This is a genomic window from Streptomyces sp. NPDC043870, from assembly GCF_056435785.1.
Genome location: NZ_JBWKDT010000014.1, coordinates 38,451 through 56,312, shown reverse-complemented (window position 1 = coordinate 56,312; position 17,862 = coordinate 38,451). Strand labels below are relative to the sequence as shown.

General features: G+C 72.8%; 13 protein-coding genes and 1 other RNA gene. 3 read left to right on the top strand and 11 right to left on the bottom strand.

From position 1 onward, the window contains the following. Positions 1-53: 53 nt before the first annotated feature. On the bottom strand, positions 54-749 hold the full coding sequence (locus AC0699_RS19180) for a hypothetical protein (protein WP_478661540.1): 696 nt from the start codon (positions 747-749) through the stop codon (positions 54-56). 159 nt (positions 750-908) lie between these two features. After that, entirely contained in the window at positions 909-1,892 is a 984-nt protein-coding gene (locus AC0699_RS19175) for a LysR family transcriptional regulator (protein ID WP_478661787.1), read from the bottom strand. Between the two features lie 114 nt (positions 1,893-2,006). Here AC0699_RS19175 and AC0699_RS19170 point away from each other — a divergent pair, with 114 nt between their 5' ends. Continuing rightward, positions 2,007-3,227: an MFS transporter gene (locus tag AC0699_RS19170; RefSeq protein WP_478661785.1), complete on the top strand. Its 1,221-nt coding sequence runs from the start codon at positions 2,007-2,009 to the stop codon at positions 3,225-3,227. A 66-nt stretch (positions 3,228-3,293) separates the two neighbouring features. Here the strand turns inward: AC0699_RS19170 and ssrA are convergent. The 5 genes from ssrA to ftsE form a co-directional block, all read right to left on the bottom strand. Beyond that, positions 3,294-3,663: a transfer-messenger RNA gene (ssrA, locus tag AC0699_RS19165) on the bottom strand. 119 nt (positions 3,664-3,782) lie between these two features. Beyond that, the gene (smpB, locus tag AC0699_RS19160) at positions 3,783-4,262 is read right to left on the bottom strand and encodes an SsrA-binding protein SmpB (protein ID WP_478661538.1); all 480 of its coding nucleotides are present in this window, start codon (positions 4,260-4,262) and stop codon (positions 3,783-3,785) included. An 18-nt stretch (positions 4,263-4,280) separates the two neighbouring features. After that, on the bottom strand, positions 4,281-5,435 hold the full coding sequence (locus AC0699_RS19155; RefSeq protein ID WP_478661535.1) for a S41 family peptidase: 1,155 nt from the start codon (positions 5,433-5,435) through the stop codon (positions 4,281-4,283). Positions 5,436-5,526: 91 nt separating this feature from the next. After that, positions 5,527-6,453 carry a permease-like cell division protein FtsX gene (gene ftsX, locus AC0699_RS19150; protein ID WP_478661533.1) on the bottom strand — a complete coding sequence of 309 codons (927 nt, stop codon included), beginning with the start codon at positions 6,451-6,453 and terminating at the stop codon, positions 5,527-5,529. 18 nt (positions 6,454-6,471) lie between these two features. Beyond that, a complete protein-coding gene (gene ftsE / locus AC0699_RS19145; RefSeq protein WP_242337182.1) occupies positions 6,472-7,161 on the bottom strand; it encodes a cell division ATP-binding protein FtsE in 690 nt (229 codons plus the stop codon). Between the two features lie 293 nt (positions 7,162-7,454). On the opposite strand from ftsE, the gene AC0699_RS19140 reads away from it, so the two are divergent. Then, complete coding sequence (locus AC0699_RS19140) at positions 7,455-7,646, top strand: hypothetical protein (protein WP_469770082.1); 192 nt, start codon at positions 7,455-7,457, stop codon at positions 7,644-7,646. A 107-nt stretch (positions 7,647-7,753) separates the two neighbouring features. Here AC0699_RS19140 and AC0699_RS19135 read toward each other — a convergent pair whose 3' ends face one another. From AC0699_RS19135 to AC0699_RS19120, 4 genes are all read right to left on the bottom strand, one after another. Further along, a complete protein-coding gene (locus tag AC0699_RS19135; protein WP_478661529.1) occupies positions 7,754-8,665 on the bottom strand; it encodes a hypothetical protein in 912 nt (303 codons plus the stop codon). Between the two features lie 379 nt (positions 8,666-9,044). Then, complete coding sequence (prfB, locus tag AC0699_RS19130) at positions 9,045-10,151, bottom strand: peptide chain release factor 2 (protein ID WP_469770084.1); 1,107 nt, start codon at positions 10,149-10,151, stop codon at positions 9,045-9,047. A 216-nt stretch (positions 10,152-10,367) separates the two neighbouring features. Continuing rightward, on the bottom strand, positions 10,368-11,612 hold the full coding sequence (locus AC0699_RS19125) for a serine/threonine-protein kinase (protein WP_478661527.1): 1,245 nt from the start codon (positions 11,610-11,612) through the stop codon (positions 10,368-10,370). A 157-nt stretch (positions 11,613-11,769) separates the two neighbouring features. Next, positions 11,770-13,473, bottom strand: coding sequence for a serine/threonine-protein kinase (locus AC0699_RS19120; RefSeq protein ID WP_478661524.1), 1,704 nt, complete (start codon positions 13,471-13,473; stop codon positions 11,770-11,772). Positions 13,474-13,890: 417 nt separating this feature from the next. Between AC0699_RS19120 and AC0699_RS19115 the strand changes: the two genes are divergently transcribed. Continuing rightward, complete coding sequence (locus AC0699_RS19115) at positions 13,891-17,766, top strand: FHA domain-containing protein (RefSeq protein ID WP_478661522.1); 3,876 nt, start codon at positions 13,891-13,893, stop codon at positions 17,764-17,766. Positions 17,767-17,862 lie beyond the last annotated feature (96 nt).

The window sequence follows — 17,862 nt, the reverse complement described above, 5'->3', positions numbered from 1 at the left end:
GTGACCGGTCTGCCGCCGGGCCGCTGACGGGCCCGCCTCCCGGTGGGGGTCATCTACGGTGCGCCTTCCCCGGCCAGCTGCTGGCCGCCTTGCTCCACCGGTGGGCCGGTGGGTTCTTCCGTCGGTGCTGTCGCGCTGTCCGTGGGCTGGGGGGCCGACGGCGTGGGCTCCTGCCCCCCGGGGCCCGGCGGAGGGGCGGACACGGTGGGCTTCGGGTCGGTTGTGGCGCCACCGGCGCCGCCGGTGGTGGTCGCCGCGCTGCTGCCCGGATCGGCCGTGGTGCTGGGCCGCCCGCCGGTGAGCGGGTCGCCGGGGGAACCCGTGGGCCGCGACGGGATCAGGACGCCCGCGGTGTCGGTGGGCCCGGGGGCGCCGGGTGTGCCTCCGGGTACGGCCGGATCGGAGGACGTGCCGGTGGGGCCGGGCGACTCCCCGACGACGCCGCTGTTCTGCTCGTCCGCGGGGCCGGGGATCAGCAGCCACGGCGCGTCCGAGTTGCCGCCCATGAGGGCGACGAGGAGCGTCACGGCGTAGCCGGCGCAGGCGATCGCCAGAACCCATCCGATACGGCGGAACTTCTTGCTGCGCCGACCGCTCTCGTCGACGAACACCGGTCCGTCGGAGCCCTCTTGAGGGGCCGGCTGGGCCGGGAGCTCCGAGAGCAGACGCCCGAGACCATCGAGCTGAACGGTGACCTCGTTGGGCTCGTGGCTGTGCCCTGTATGGGCGTTTTCTCGCCAGTTTTCCACTGCAGTACGCACTTCCCCCACGGAACGGAGAGCGGGTGCGCGCACGACTGAACCGGACACTTGCCGTCGGACCGGGCCCCCACCCGACCCAAGCGCCCCCAACCACGATGCACCCGGGCCATGAATGTAGCGCACCCCGATGACTGCCGCGTCCCGATGTCAGTTGTTGTCCGGCATGAGACACCGGACCGTGACAAGAGACCGGTCCGGATCGGGAAGCCAGCTGCCGGGGGGCATTTCCAGCCAATCCTCTGCCGCGGCCAGTTCGCCCGCGGCGGCCCGCAGGGCGTCGAGGCCGGGGTGCTTCAACCCCCGTCGCCACACCAGCGACACCGGTGACAGCGGTACGGGGTCGACCAGGGGCCGTACGACCATGCCCGGCACCGGGAGGAACTCCCTGCTCGCCAGCACCGACCACCCTCGTTTGTGCACGACCCGCACGAACTCCTCCTGCCCGTTGATCTCCGGGAAGGGGTCGGCCATGACGATGCCCCGGCCCTCGAACAACCGGGCGGCCAGATCGGTCCACTCCGCGGTCGCCGCGTTGCCCGCGCCCGCGTAGAGGGTCTCCCCCGCCAGTGCGCCCAGGGGCACTTCAGCACGTGAGGCGAGCGGATGGTCTTCCCGCAGCAGCACGGCCATGCGTTCGTACCGCACCGGCTCGTGCGCCAGATCGGCGCGCACCGCCGGGTCGAGCCCCGCGACCCGTCCGTAGGAGACATCGAGCCGTCCGGCGAGGATCTCGGCGGCGGCGCCGGTGAGGCCGCTGAGGTAGCGGGCGACGAACTCCAGGCCGGGGGCCGCCCGTCGGGCCTCCGCCAGCACCCGGTAGCCGGTCCCCACGGGGGCGCCGACGTCGACCAGCAGCGGCCTGGCCGGATCCGCGAAGGCGGCAGCCAGCTCGTCGTGGGCGTCGAGGACCCGACGGGCGCACGGCAGCAGCCGCTCGCCGTCCGCCGTGAGCGTCACCTGCCGGGTGGTCCGTACGAACAACTCGGCGCCCAACTCGCGCTCCAGCCGCCGGATGTCACGGCTGAGGGCCTGCTGGGCGACGTACAGCCGAGCCGCTGCGCGGGTGAAGTGCAGTTCGTCGGCGACGGCCAGGAAGGCACGCAGCAGCCGGGGTTCGAGGTCTCGGGACACGGACACGGCGACGAATTTACAACAGGGGTGCGTCAATGGGCTCCGAACAGGTGTTGGACCCGTACGGGCCCCCGCGGCGAGCCTTGATCCATGCCGCAGAACACCTCACCCACGATGGCCACCACCGGTGGGACCCTGGTCCTGGCGCCGGGCTTCCAGGAGCCGGACCACCCGCGCCCGCCGGGCCCGTACACCCGTCTCTTCCGCACTCCCGGAGCGCGGGCCTTCACCGCGGGGAACCTCATCGCCCGCCTCCCCATGGGGATGTTCAGCGTCAGCGCCGTGATCATGATCGCGGGGGCGCGTGGCTCGTACGCGCTCGCCGGGGCCGTCACCGCGACCGGCCTGGCCGCCACGGCCGTCGTCGCCCCATGGACGGCGCGGCTCGTCGACCGGTACGGCCAGGCCCGTATCGCCGTCCCCGCCACCGTGCTCGCGGTGCTCGGATCGCTCGCCCTGCTGCTGTGCGTGCGGTACGACGCGCCCGACTGGACCCTGTTCGCCGCGTACGCCGCCACCGCCACCACACCCAACACGGGCGGGATGTCCCGGGCCCGCTGGGCCCACCTCCTCAAGCGCGACCCCGGTGCCCTGCACACCGCGAACTCCTTCGAGCAGGCCGCCGACGAGCTGTGCTTCATGCTCGGCCCGGTGCTCGCGGCCCTCCTCTGCTCGGCGCTGTTCCCCGAGGCCGGCACGCTCGTCGGTGCCGTACTCCTGCTCACGGGCGTCCTGGTGTTCGCGGCCCAGCGCGGCACCGAGCCACCGGTCGCCCCGCGCGTCCTCGTGGGCTCGCCCGTCCGTACGCCCGGAATGGCCCCGATGCTCGCCGTCTTCCTCGCGACCGGCGCGGTCTTCGGCTCGATGGAGGTCGTCACGATCGCGTTCGCGGACGGCCCGGCGGCGGGCCCGGTGCTGGCCCTGCAGGCCGCCGGCTCGTGTGCGGCGGGGCTGGCGTACGGCAGGGCCCGCCGCGGCGCCGGACTGCGGACGTGCCTCGCCGCGATGACGGCGCTGATGGGGCTGCCCCTGCTCGCGGCGACCGCGACCGGCTCGCTCGTCGCCGTCGCGGGTGCGCTGCTGATCGCGGGGATGGCGACGGCTCCGACGATGGTGACCGGGATGGGCGTGATCCAGCGGCTCACCCCCGAGGCCCGGCTGAACGAGGGAATGACCCTCGCCGTCACCGCGCTCCTCGGCGGTATCGCGCTGGGCTCGGCGACCGGCGGCTGGACGGTGGAGCACGCGGGCGCGGCGTACGGCTACGGGATCCCGGTCGCCGCGGCGGCCACCGCACTGGCGCTGGCGAGCATGGCGAAGGCCCGGCTGCCGTGACGGCTGCCGGGCCTTCGCCCACATGGGGTGCGGGGGTCCGTGGGCACACCCACGGTATTCCTCCGTTTGTGGAGATGGCGGGAATCGAACCCGCGTCCAACGGTGCAGAATCAGGGCTTCTCCGTGTGCAGTTCGCTGCGATTTTCTCGGCCCCGGAGATCACGCGAACAAGTCTCCGACGGGCTCAGCCACTGTTTGATTTCCCTCCAGGCCCCGTGACCGGGCTTAGAGGTTTAGTTCCCTAGCTGATGCCAGGATCCGGGTCGGGAACAGCCCCGGGCTGACACTTCGCAAGTCGCTACTTAGGCAGCGAGGGCGAAGGAATCGCGCTTGGTGTTGGCGATTATTGGTTGCGACATATGGTTTACGAGATCATTGCCGCTTCCTCGACACGCTTCCCCTGCTTCGACAGCCGCTGTCGAAACCGATCATCCCCATGTTGAGTTAACAAACGTGCCCCCTCTGGGAGGGCACTTGCCATCGTACGTGACCAACGCACGAGGGTGCCAGCCTATTCCCCGCGACAGGGGAGGTCAGGCCAGGGTCGGGCCACGGTCAGGCGCGCTGACGGCGCCGTGCCGCCGACATCGCCCGGTCCGCCTCGCGCCGGTCCTGCTTCTCCCGCAGGGTCTGCCGCTTGTCGTACTCCTTCTTGCCCTTGGCGAGCGCGATCTCGACCTTCGCGCGGCCGTCCTTGAAGTACAGGGCGAGCGGCACGATGGTGTGGCCCGTCTCCTGGGACTTGGCCTCCAGCTTGTCGATCTCCACCCGGTGCATGAGCAGCTTCCGCTTGCGCCGGGCGCTGTGGTTGGTCCACGTGCCCTGGCTGTACTCCGGCACGTGCACGTTGTGCAGCCACGCCTCGTGCCCGTCGATCTGGACGAACCCGTCCGCGAGCGAGGCCCGGCCCTGGCGCAGCGACTTCACCTCGGTTCCCATCAGCACGAGACCGCACTCGTAGGTGTCGAGGATGTGGTAGTCGTGCCGCGCCTTCTTGTTCTGCGCGATCAGCTTGCGCCCTTTTTCCTTAGCCATAGTGCGGTCATTTTCGCACTACGAGCCGGTGCCGAGGCCACTCAATACTGTCTGGGCCCGTTCCTCGGCCCGCTCGCCGACCGAGAGGTCCGGCGTGATGCCCCGGCCGTCGACGTCATGACCCGCCGGCGTGCGGTAGTGACCGACGGTGAGCTCGGCCACGGACCCGTCGGGCAGCCGCTCCGGCATCTGGACCGAGCCCTTGCCGAAGGTGCGCGAACCCACGGTGACCGCGCGGCCACGGTCCTGGAGGGCTCCCGTGACCAGCTCGGCGGCGCTCATCGTGCCGCCGTCGACGAGGGCGACGACAGGCCGCTCGGTGTCCCCTCCCGGCACGGCGTACAGCGCCTTCTGCTCACCGCGCACCTCGTACGTGGCGACCAGGCCGCCGTCCAGGAAGGCGGAGGCGGCGGTCACGGCCTCGGAGACCAGGCCGCCGCTGTTGCCGCGCAGGTCGAGCAGGACGCCGGCGCCCGCAGGGGCATCCCTGACGGCTTCCCGCACCCGCGCGCCGGTGCCCTTGGTGAAGGCCGCCACCTTGATCATCACGGCGCCGGCCGTGCCGTCGCCGATGCTCCGGACGGTGACGGCCTCGGTGGCGAGCCTGGCCCTGCGCAGGGTCTCGTTCCAGGCGCGCTCGCCGCGCTGGAGGCCCAGCACCACGGACGAGCCGGCCCCGGCGGCCTTGCCGTCCCCGCGCAGCAGGGCGACGACCTCGCTGACCGGGCGTCCGTCTATGGCCGCGCCGTCGATCGTCCGCAACTGGTCGCCGGTCCTGATCCCGGCCCTGTCGGCGGGCCCGCCGCGCTGCACACGGGCCACCTCGACCCGCCCGCCGGCGCCACGCCTGGCCGACAGCCCGACGCCCGTGTACGCACCGTCGAGCGCCCGCGCGAACTCCTCGTACTCACTCTTCTCGTACACCGCGCCCCAGCGGTCGCCGCTGCGGCTGACGACGTCCTCGGCGGCCTTGGCGCCGGACTTGCCGTCGGCCATGGCTTCGGCGGCGGCCCGCGCGACCTCGTCCCGGTCGACGGTCGCAGCGGCCGCACTGACACGGGACGGGGGCAGTTCGTCGCCCACGCGGGGCAGCAGATCGGTGGCCGCGGCAGTGGCGAGGACGCTCGCGAAGACCAATGTCAGGGCCGCTCCGTGGCGGGATCCACGGGGCATCAAGGGTGATTCGGGGCCCGGCATGGCGACCACTCTAGGACAAGCGAAGGGCGCCGTACGGCGGTTGACCGTACAGCGCCCAGGGCGCTTGTCACACCTTCAGGTACTTGCGCAGAGCGATAAATGCGGCCATGGCGGGCATCAGCAGACCGATCGCGAGCACCAGCGGAAGCTTGGTGATCACGGCGTCCCAGCCGATGAAGTTGACCAGTTGCATCTTCTCGGAGAGCGCCAGACCGTTGTCGATCAGGAAGTACCGGCCGACGAGCAGCATCACACAGGCCACCGCACCGCCGAGCAGCCCCGCGAAGGCGGCCTCCATGATGAACGGCATCTGGATGTAGAAGCTGGACGCGCCGACGAGCCGCATGATTCCGGTCTCACGCCGACGGCTGAACGCAGAGACACGCACCGTGTTGACGATCAGCATCAGCGCAATGACCAGCATCAGCCCCATCACGAACAGGGCCGCGATGTTCATGCCGTTCATCAGGTCGAACAGGTTCTGCAGGATGTTGCGCTGGTCCTGGACGGACTGCACACCGTCCCGGCCGGCGAAGGCGGTGGCCACCACCTTGTACTTCTCCGGGTCCTTGAGCTTGACCCGGAACGATTCCTGCATCTGGTCCGGGGTGATGGTGGCGGCGATCGGGGTGTCGCCGTACTGCTCCCGGTAGTGCTTGTACGCCTCGTCGGCCGTCTCGTGATGGATGGCCTCGACGATGTCCATCTTGTCCAGGTCGGCCTTGATCTGCTCCTTCTGCTGAGCAGTGACCGCGCCCTTCTGGCACTTGGCAGCACCGGCACCGGACTCCGCGTCGTTCTTGTTGCAGAGGAAGATCGAGACGTTGACCTTGTCGTACCAGAAGTCCTTCATCGTGCTGACCTGCTCACGCATGAGCAGCGCACCGCCGAAGAGGGCGAGCGACAGGGCGACGGAGACGATGACGGCGAAGGTCATCGTCAGATTACGGCGGAGACCGACGCCGATCTCCGACAGTACGAACTGGGCGCGCATGGGGAGTCGTTCAGCCTTTCAGTGCTGGTAGCCGTAGACGCCGCGCGCCTGGTCGCGTACGAGACGGCCCTGCTCGAGTTCGATCACGCGCTTGCGCATCTGGTCCACGATGTTCTGGTCGTGGGTGGCCATGACCACGGTCGTACCGGTCCTGTTGATCCGGTCGAGCAGCTTCATGATGCCTACGGAGGTCTGCGGGTCGAGGTTGCCGGTCGGCTCGTCCGCGATCAGCAGCATCGGGCGGTTGACGAACGCCCGCGCGATGGCGACACGCTGCTGCTCACCACCGGACAGCTCGCCGGGCATACGGTCCTCTTTGCCGCCGAGACCGACGAGGTCGAGGACCTGCGGCACAGCCTTGCGGATCTCGCCGCGCGGCTTGCCGATGACCTCCTGCGCGAACGCCACGTTCTCCGCGACGGTCTTGTTCGGCAGCAGGCGGAAGTCCTGGAAGACCGTGCCGAGCTGGCGGCGCATGTGCGGGACCTTCCAGTTGGACAGTCGCGCGAGGTCCTTGCCCAGGACATGCACCATGCCGTGGCTGGCGCGCTCCTCGCGCAGGATCAGCCGCAGGAAGGTCGACTTTCCGGAACCGGACGAGCCCACGAGGAAGACGAACTCCCCCTTTTCGATCTCCAGGGAGACGTCACGCAGGGCGGGGCGGTTCTGCTTGGGATAGCTCTTGGAGACGTTGTCGAATCGGATCACGGGTGCACCACGGTCGGCCGGGAGTAGGTGTGCGTGACATTACGCGACTGGCGAAGGCGAGCGTAGTCACCGTACGGAGTTGCGCGTTTTGTCCGTTCCGAGGATCCTCCCGGACGCCTTACGGAACGGGTGCAATCCGGCGGGGCGCGCCGAAACGCGCGGGAGCTGGCACAGTGGTACGGGAACGGATGCGTTTCCCGGAGCGTTGCGCGGAGAGGAACGCAGAGCAACACCAAGGAACGCCGAGAGAGCGGACTCTGCGGCGGCTCCGCCGCGCGGGAGGAGGAGAGCGCATGACCTATGACCGACTGGTGTGCGCCAACTGCGCGGCGCCCGTCACGGAGGGCCGGTGCCCCGTATGCCGAGCCAACCGGGAGCGCCTGCAGCAGGAAGGCCCCCTGGCGGGCCTGAGCCCTGCGGCGCTGCTGACGCTCCTGGTGGTCCTGGTGGCCGCGGTGGCCCTGCTGGCCCACCAGACCGCGTAGCTCCCCTCACAGGGGCGGTACAGGGCCTTCACGGCCCACAGGGACACACAAGGGCCCGGGGTGCCAATGGCAACCCCGGGCCCTTGTTACGTACTGCTACCGCCTGGTCACACGGCGGTGCGGCCGCCGCTCACGAGACGCGGCAGCATCCGGAACCCGATGCCGCCGGCGATCATCGTCGCGGCACCGACCAGCAGGAACGTGGTCTCGGCGGCGCCGGTCTCCGCCAGCTCCTCCTTGGCCGCGCCCTGCTCGACCGGCTTCGAGCCGGCGTTGTCCGTGTCGGTGTTGTCGGCGCACTCGGCACCGTCGAGGTCGACGGTGCAGGTGTCGGCGTCGCCACCGCCGGTGGCGACGGAGCCGCCCGTGGCACCACCAGTGGCGGTGGAGCCGCCCTGGTCGCCGCCACCGGAGTTGCCGTTGCCGCCGCTGTTGCCATTGCCGCCGGAGTTGCCACCGGAGTTGCCGTTGCCGCCGGAGTTGCCGCCGGAGTTGCCGTTGCCGCCGGAGTTGCCGTTGCCGCCGTCGGTCGTGCCACCGGAGGTGGTCTCACCCGTGGTGGAACCACCGGAGGTGGTCTCACCGGTGGTCGAACCGCCGGACGTGGTCTCACCCGTGGTGGAACCACCCGACGTGGTCTCACCGGTGGTCGAACCACCGATCGAGACGGAACCGCCGATCGTGGTCTCACCCGTCGTCGAGCCGCCGGACGTGGTCTCACCCGTCGTGGAGCCACCGGTCGTGGTCTCACCCGTCGAGCCGCCGGACGTGGTCTCACCGGTGGTGGAGCCACCCGTGGTCTGACCGAGGGTGTCATTACCCCCGGCGTCCTCGCCCTCACGGATACCGAGACCGATCTCGGCACCCTCCTCGTTGACCTCGGCCTTGGCGCCGATGCCCGCGACGTTCACGTCGATGCCGACGGCCGAAGCGGCGCCCGCGGCGGTCAGGGACGCACCGGCGGCGATCACCGCACCAGCGGCTATCCGCGCAACGCGGACCCGCGTCTTCTTGGTCATCTGCCTGCTACCCCCAGTAGCTGATTCGTCTGTAGTGCAGCGTCCGGGGCTGTAGCCGCTGAGGGTCGTCTTCCGTTTCCCCCGCTCACACGCGCCCCAGAGAAACGCATGCCGCGCGTCAGCCTTCCCATTTTTCGCGAACACGTCAAGGTCGTTGCGCGTGCGATGCCCGGAATAAGGGGAGTTGACCAAGGTACGGGCCTGCAACTGTGACGTAAACCCGGAACTGGCGCCTCGTACAAGCCAGTTCCCTTGTCGACAAAGCGAGCTGACGCATCGCATTCCGCTTGCGTCAGCGAATCCGGCGCGCTCGTCGTGTCGTACGCAAAAGGTGCCGGACCCGTGAAGGGCCCGGCACCTTTCCGTCAGGAACGCGAGGTTACTTCTCCTGCTGCTTGCGCCAGCGGATCCCGGCCTCCAGGAAGCCGTCGATCTCGCCGTCCAGCACCGACTGCGGGTTACCGACCTCGAACTCCGTACGGAGGTCCTTGACCATCTGGTACGGGTGGAGGACGTACGAACGCATCTGGTTGCCCCAGGAGTTGCCGCCGTCGCCCTTGAGGGCGTCCATCTTGGCCTGCTCCTCCTGGCGGCGCCGCTCGAGGAGCTTCGCCTGGAGGACGTTCATGGCGCTCGCCTTGTTCTGGATCTGGGAGCGCTCGTTCTGACACGAGACGACGATGCCGGTCGGGATGTGCGTGATACGGACCGCGGAGTCCGTCGTGTTGACACCCTGGCCGCCCGGGCCGGACGCGCGGTAGACGTCCACGCGCAGCTCGGACTCGTCGATCTCGACGTGGTCGGACTGCTCGACGACCGGGAGGACCTCGACGCCCGCGAAGGACGTCTGGCGGCGGCCCTGGTTGTCGAACGGGGAAATGCGGACCAGGCGGTGCGTGCCCTGCTCCACCGAGAGCGTGCCGTAGGCGTACGGCGCCTTCACGACGAAGGTGGTCGACTTGATGCCGGCCTCTTCCGCGTACGAGGTCTCGTAGACCTCCGTGCCGTAGCCATGGCGCTCGGCCCAGCGCAGGTACATGCGCTGGAGCTGCTCGGCGAAGTCGGCGGCGTCGACGCCACCGGCCTCGGCCCGGATGTTGACGAGCGCCTCGCGCTCGTCGTACTCGCCGGAGAGGAGCGTGCGGACCTCCATCTCGTCCAGCGCCTTCCGGACGGCTTCCAGCTCGGCCTCGGCCTCGACGCGGGTGTCCGGGTCGTCCTCGGCCTCGGCGAGCTCGAAGAGCACGCCCAGGTCGTCGATCCGCCCGCGCAGCGCCTCCGCCTTGCGGACCTCGGCCTGCAGGTGCGAGAGCTTGCTGGTGATCTTCTGCGCCGCCTCGGGGTCGTCCCACAGGGACGGCGCCGCCGCCTGCTCCTCGAGCACGGCGATATCTGCCCTCAGCTTGTCGAGGTCCAGGACGGCCTCGATCGACCCCATGGTCGAGGAGAGGGACTTCAGCTCTTCGGATACATCGACGACTGCCACGGGTCCAGCGTAACGGCTGTCCGCGACACGCCGTCGCGTCCGTCGACAGCCAGGGCCGCGAGCGGCCCCCGAACAGGGCCGCGACGGCCCGGAAGCCAGGGCTGCGTGCGGCCCCCGAACAGGGCCGTGAGGGGCCGGAAGTCAGGGCCGCCGGGGCGCCGGACAGGCTGGGTCCTGGGGCTGCCTGGTCCCGGGGCTGGGTCCTGGGGCTGGGTTCTAGGGCTGTGAGGGGGCCGACTGCTTGGAGTCCTGCGGAGCCGCGTCCTCGTCGCCACCACCCACCGCGAGCCAGCCCCCGACCCCGGCCGCGGCGGCCAGCACCAGTCCCGCGACACCGAGCGTGATCCGGCGCCTGCGCACCGCTTCCGCCTTGTGGCGGGCGGAGCCGGGGCGGCGCTGGCCGGGGGTGCGGGGGGCGCGGGCCGTGCCACGGGCGCCGCCCGCGAGCTCGTCGGGGCCGGGGACGCGCATGGAGGTGTGGGTGTCCCGGTTCGAGTCGGTGGCCGAGCCGGGGACCAGCGGGACGGCGGCCCTGCGGGGCGCGGTGGGGAGGGTCGCGTAGTCCGGTTCGTCGTACGGCTCGGACGAGGGCGCTGCGTCCGCTGCGTACGGCTCGTCCACGTCGAGCGGCGGCATGCCCGCCAGCAGGGGCAGCAGGTCGTGCAGCCGGGTGGCCAGCTCGGAGGCGCGGAGCCGGGACGCGGGCGCCTTGGCCAGGCACTGGACGATCAGCTGCCACAGCTCGTCCGGGATGCCGGGGAGCGGGACGACGGTCTCCGTGACATGGCGGCGCAGGACCGCGCCCGGGTGGCCACCGCCGAAGGGTGTGAAGCCCGCGAGCAGCTCGTACAGGACGGTCGCGAGGGCGTAGATGTCGACGGCGGCGCGCGGCGGCAGCCCCTCGACGATCTCCGGGGCGAGATAGTCCGGCGTCCCGATGATCTTCGTGGCCTTGGTGCGGCGCGGGGTGTCGATCAGCTTGGCGACGCCGAAGTCGGTCAGCAGGGCCGGGTGGGCGCCGCCGGGGCCGAGCGGGCCCTCCATGTCCAGCAGGATGTTCTCCGGCTTGACGTCGCGGTGGACGACGCCGGCGGCGTGCGCCGCGGCCAGGCCCTCGGCGACGTCCGCGATGATCGCGACGGCGGCCTCGGGGGCGAGCCGGCGCTCCCGGTCGAGACGGGTGCGCAGATCGGTGCCGCGGACCAGGTCCATCACGAGGGCCAGGTCGTTGCCGTCCACGACGAGGTCGCGGACGCCGACGACGCGGGGGTGGTCGAGTCCGAGCAGGGCCGTACGCTCCTGCACGAAGCGTCCGACCAGCTCCTGGTCGGAGGCGAGGTCCTCGCGCAGCAGCTTGATCGCGACGGGGCCTTCGGGCCCCTCGCCGAGCCACACCGTGCCCGCGCTGCCCCGCCCCAGGATCTGGTGGGCCGTGTACCGGCTGCCGATATTCCGTGCCAAGACTGCTCCCTCAGCGGCTGGCGTTGCCCATCAAAGTACGCGGGCGTCGGGGTGTTGAGTGCCCCGGATGGCGCCAACCGTCACTTCTGCGGGGCTTTTTCCCCCGCAGAAGTCGACATAACGACAGAGTGATCGCTCTCCGCGGAGCGATCGCCAGCTACTGACCGGTGCCAGTACCAGTACCAGTACCCGTGCTCGGGTCCGTGTTCCCGGTGATCTCCGAGACCCAGCTGCTCACCGAGTCGACGGCGTCCCCGATGGCCTCCAAGTAGCTCTTGCCCTCCGCGATCCAGCCCTGGAGCGGGGTGAGCTCCCAGATCAGCCAGCCCGCCACGAACATCAGGACCAGAGTGAACAGGCAGCCCTTGAGGCAGCCCAGGCCCGGGATCCGCATGGGGTTCGCGCTCCGCTGCCGGGGCTGGCGCGGCGCGGGCTGCTGGGGCGGCGGCTGCGGGGGCGCGTACTGCTGCCGCTGCGGAGGCTGCGGGGCGTACTGCTGCTGGGCCGGCGGGGCTGCGTACGGCTGCTGCTGCCGAGGCTGCGGCTGGGGCCGCTGCTGCCGCTGAGGCCGCTGTTGATACGGCTGCTGCTGGTACGGCTGGGGCGCCGACTGCCGCTGCGGGCGGCGCCGCAGCGGGTCCTCGCTCGGGTCGAGGTACTGGACCTGGGTCTGCTCGTTGCGGTCCCGGGCCGCCTGCAGCTGGGACTGCCAGGGGTGCGGGTCCTCCGGCCCCGGCGGGCCGTCGGGGCGCGGCGGCACCGGCGGCATGACCGCGGTCGGGTCGGCGGCGGCGCCGCGCGGCAGCACGCTGGTGGGGTCCGCGGCGCCGGCGGGGCCGCCGGTCTGCGGCATCACACTGGTCGCGGCGCCCGGGTCGTACTGCGACGCATTGCTCTGCAGCACCTGCGTGGGGTCGGCCGCGCCCGGGACACCAGGAACGCCGGCGGGCGCCGGGTCGGGCGCGAGCAGCGCGCCCACGCCCTCCGCCGCCTCGATCTGGTCGGGCGTGGCGTGCACACCGATGCCCGCGGCGACGGTACGCAGCCCACGGGCGAGGCTCTCGGCGCTGGGCCGCTCGCCCGGCTCCTTGCGCAGACAGCGCTCTATGACCGTCCAGAGCGGGCCTGGGACGGACGACGGGCGGCGGGGCTCCTCGCTGAGGTGCTGGTGAAGGACCTCCAGGGCCGTGGCGCCCGCGAACGGCGGACGGCCGGTGACCAGCTCGTACAGCATGATCCCGGCGCCGTAGATGTCGACCGCGGAGGTCTGCGGACGGCCCTCCGCCGACTCCGGCGCGACATACGCGGGGGTGCCGACGAACTCGTGCGTACGGGTCAGGCCCGGGGAGTCCGCGAGGCGCGCGATGCCGAAGTCGGTGAGCATCGGGTGCATCTCGCCGCCCCGCTCGGCGAGCAGGACGTTGGCGGGCTTGAGGTCGCGGTGGACGACGCCGTCGGCGTGGCTGGCGGCGAGCGCGTCGGCGATCTGGGCGGTGAGGAGGGAGGCCGCGACCGGGGAGAACGGGCCGTTCTCGCGGATGTAGCGGTGCAGGTCCGGGCCCTCGACGAGGTCCATCACCAGGGCGAGGACATCACCCTCGACGACCAGGTCGCGGGTGCGCACGATGTTCGGGTGCGTGAGACGCAGCAGAACGGAGCGCTCGCGCAGGAAGCGCATCACGATGTCCGCGTCGTTCGCGAGCTCCTCCTTGAGGACCTTGATCGCGACGGTCTCGCCGGGCTGGCCGGGCACGGCCGCCTCGGCGCCCGCGGTCTCCCGCTGGCGGGCTCGCCAGACGGTGCCCGTGGCGCCGCGGCCGAGCGGCTCCTCGAGCAGGTACTTGCTGCCTACCGGCCGCACGTCATGCGCTCCCTGCTGATCGTGGTTCTGATGGTCCCGGGCGTCATGGTTTCGACGTTCCCGGGTTCATAGTTGGACCCTCCTGGGTGTCCGACCCACTGTAGTGCCGCCGATCGGGTCACCGGTGTGGTCACCGGATTGGCCGGTAAGACGTCAGAGGCGCACCGATGGTTGCCGAACGGCCGTGCGGAGCGCGGCAGAGGCGATCCCAACCAGGCACTTTTACGTCCAGAGCCGACCAATCAAGATCACTTGATGCTGGCCCCCGGGCGTGTTGTCAGTGACGGATGCGAGGATGCCTCCAGCACGGAGTTGTGGGGTCGGGAGAGCCCTGCGCCGTGCCGACCTGCCGGGTGGGGGGAATCACAGGGCGGCTCCCCTGCCGGGCACCCCGCGCAGAAGGGACCGCTGACGGCGATGCAGATCCGGCTGACCGTCCTCGCGCCGCGCAGCGGCCAGTCCGTCACCGCGGCCTCGGCCGCGCAGGCCGGCGGGCGCGTGTGCGATGTGCTCGTCACCGCCCCTGCCGGGACGGCGCTCGCCGCGGTGGCCTCCGGGCTCGCCGCAGCCGTGTCGGGACCGGACGCGCCGTCCGGGACGGTCGTGCTGTACGCGGGCCGGGAGCGGCTCGACGCCCAGCGGTGCGCCCTGGGCGAACCGCCGCTCGTGGACGGCGCGGTGCTGTCGCTCCAGGTCCCCGGTGAGGACGAGACGGCCGACGACGACGGCGGAGGCGTGCACCCCCAGCTCCATGTGGTCGCGGGTCCCGACGCGGGCGGGGTGCATCTGCTGCACGGCGGCCGGATCCGGGTCGGCCGCTCGGTGGAGGCGGATGTTCCGCTCGATGACCCCGATGTGTCGCGGCTGCACTGCGAGGTGACGGTCGCGGACGACGGCCGGGTCACGGTGGCGGACCTCGGCTCGACGAACGGCACGGCGCTGGACGGCGTGGAGGTCGGCCCCCGCCCGGTCCGGCTGGCCCCTGGCGCGCTGCTGCGCCTCGGCGAGTCCACCCTCCGGCTGACGGCGCCGGCGGGCGGCGCATCGCGGCTGTCGACGACCCCGGACGGCGAGGGCCATCTGCGGGTGCGGCGCGACGGGTCCGGCACGGGGGCTCATGACGACACCGCCCCCGCGGAGCCGGGCAGCCCCGACCACGGCCGGGCGCGCCCGGCGGACAGGATCCCGTCCTGGGCCCGCCGGCGCGACGCGGACGCTTCGCAGCCGTCCGGGCCGGGCGGGGGCGACCGCGTATCGGCGCAGCGTGCGCCCTCGGAGCCCGGCGGCCGGCCGGGCGGCGGTGGTCCCTCCTGGACCACGACCGAGCGCCCGGGCGGCGCGTCCCAGGACCCGCCCTCGGAGTCCGGCGACGACGGCACCCCGAGCCACGGGCGGGCCGGGGCGTACGGGCACGGCACCCGAGATCCGCGGCCGGCCGCCCCCGGCGGCGGGACGGAGACGTACGGGCTCGAGGTCCGCGGCGGACACGCGCCCGGGGCCGGCACGGGCACGGGCAGTGGCGGCGCAGGCCAGTGGGACGCCCCGGGCAGCCGCGGGAGCTCCGCCGGGTACGGGCAGGCACCGGGCAGCGGCGCGACTCCTCATGGCGGCACGGGCACCCGCACGGGCACCGGCGTGGCCACGGGCGACACGGCACACGGCGCGGACCAGTGGGCCGCCCCGGGCAGGCACGACGGCACTCCCGGTGGTGGACGCGGCACCGGCCACACGCGCGCCGGCAGCGCTGACGCAGCCAGTGGCGACGTCACACACGGCGCGGGCCACCGTACGGACGCGAGCCGGTCCCGCGAGGCGCACGGCGGCGCGGTCGGCGACGGCGCCGGCCACGGCGGGCCGCGAGCCGACGGCACCAGGCCGGCCGGCGGGGACACTACACACGGGGGCGGAGCCGACGCCCGGACCGGCGCCAACCGAAGCGGCGCAGGCCGGGGCGGCACAGGCGGATACGACACCGGTCAGGGCGGGACAAGCGCACACGGCACCGGCCAGGGCGACACAGGCGCAGACGGCACGGGACACGGCGAGGCGCGCGCGGCCCGCGAGGGCGGTGGCACGTCCGGCGCAGGCGCCGGGCGGCGTGCCCGGGGCGAAGGCGGCGCGCGCAGGCGTGGCATAGGCGCCTGGGCGCGACGGCTCGCCGGGGCCAGGGAAGAGGCCCACGACGAGGGCGCCGCAGGCGCGGAGCCCATTGGCGCCGCCACGGCACCCGTCGTCGAGACCTGGCCCGATCCCGCCGCCGTGCTGCTCACCGCCCTCGGGCCGGGGCCGCGGCTGTGGGAGCGCGGGACCGGGCACCCCGAGGCGCTGGTCGTCCGGCTCGGCACCGCGGACCGCGCGGACACGCCCGCCGTCCCCGTCACCGTGGGGCTGCGCGAGGCAGGGTCGCTCGGGCTCGCCGGCCCTCGCGCGCGGCTCGCCGGTCTCGCCCGGTCCGTGGTGGCGCAGCTCGCCGCCCTGCACTCTCCCGCCGACCTGGAGATCGTGCTGATCAGCACGGACCGGGCCAGGCCGCTGGAGGAGCGCAAGCACGAATGGGGCTGGCTCGGCTGGCTGCCGCATCTGCGGCCCGCGCACGGCCAGGACTGCCGGCTCCTCGTCGCGTACGACAAGGACCAGGCCACCGCCCGTGCCGCCGAGCTGACCCGGCGGCTGGACGACGGGCCGCTCGGCCCCGGCTGGCCCAGCGCGGAGCGCCGCGCGGTCGAGGAGACCGCGGCCAGGTACGCGGGGCCGCGGACGCTGGTGATCCTGGACGGCGATCCGGGTTCCGCCGCGCTGCGCGAGACCACGGCGAGGCTCGCCGGAGCGGGCGCCGCCGGGGGTGTCCATGTCCTCTGCCTGGCCGAGACCCCGGCCGCCTCACCGCTCTCCCCGGTGGCGGCGACGTACGAAGAGGCCTGCGCGGCGTCGCTCGCGTTCCGGGAGTGCGGGGCCGTCGCGCTGCTCAGCGGCGATGTGGCGACGGCGCTGCGGCTGCTGCGTACAGCCGCGGGACAGCCGGCCGGCCATGGCACGGTCGCCGCCGTGGACGCGGTGTCAGCGGCGTGGGCCGAGCGGTTCGGGCGGGCGCTGGCTCCGCTGCGGGCCGACGCGGACGGCGCGTCGGCGGCCGGCCGGGCCATGACCGCGCCGCTGCCCCAGTCGGCCCGGCTGCTCGACGAGCTGGGTCTGGCCCGGGCCACCCCCGCCTCGCTGATGGCCCGTTGGGCGTCCGCCGCGGACGGTACGGCGGTGCTCGGCGCGGACGGTACGGCGGTGCTCGGCGCGGGCCCGCGCGGCCCGGTCGCCGTCGATCTCACCGCGGAGGGCCCTCACCTGCTGATCGAGGGCCCGGCGGGCAGCGGCCGTACGGAACTGCTCCGCTCGATCGCCGCGTCGCTGGCCGCGGCCGGCCGGCCGGACCGGCTCGGGCTGCTGCTGGTCGACGGCGCGGGCGGTGAGCGCGGCGAGGGCCTCGCGGCGCTCACCGAGCTCCCCCATGTCACCGAGCACCTGGTCGCCTCGGACCCGGTCCGGATGCGGGAGTTCGCGCAGGCGCTCGGGGCGGAGCTGAAACGGCGGTCCGAGCTGCTCGGCAGGGAGAGCTTCACCGAATGGCACACACGGCGCGAGGTGTCCGAGCGGCTCGTCGGGCAGCGGCCGCCCAGCCCCGGGGAGTCGCGCGGCGATCTGGAACCGTCCGCCGGCGGCACGCTCAGGCTCCGCCCGGCCGGTGCCCGTACGAAGGCGGAGGCACCGCCGCCGCTGCCCCGGCTCGTCGTGCTCGCCGATGACTACGACGCCCTGATCGCGCCGGCGCTCGGCAGCCCGGGCCGCCCGGCGGCCGGTTCCGTCGTCCGGGCGCTGGAGGCCGTGGCCAGGGACGGCGAGCGGCTCGGCGTGCATCTGGTCGCGACATCCGCCCGGCCCGACCGGACGGCGGACACGGAGCTGGCGCACGGGGCGCGGCTGCGCGTCGTGCTGGACGCGCCGCCGGTGGCTCCCGGACCGGAGGACCCGGCCCCCGGCCGCGGCAGGCTGGGACATCCGGACGGCCGGGTGACCCCGTTCCAGGGCGGCCGGGTGACGGGCCGCATCCCCCGTACGGCGACCCAGCGGCCCACGGTGGTGGAGCTGGAGTGGGAGCGGATGGGCGACCCGCCGGCCCGGCGCCCGGTCCGTGAGCTCGGCAACGGGCCGACGGACCTGGCGCTGCTGGCCAGTGCGCTGGACCGGGCGGCCCGCTCGGTCGACGCGGCCCCGCTGCCGCCCCTTACCCCGGCCCGCTCCTGACCGGGCCACGGCAAGTCCCGGGCCCCTGAACCCGGCCCGCTCCTGACCGGGCCACGGCAAGTCCCGCCCCTGACAGCACGTCACGAGGCCATCACG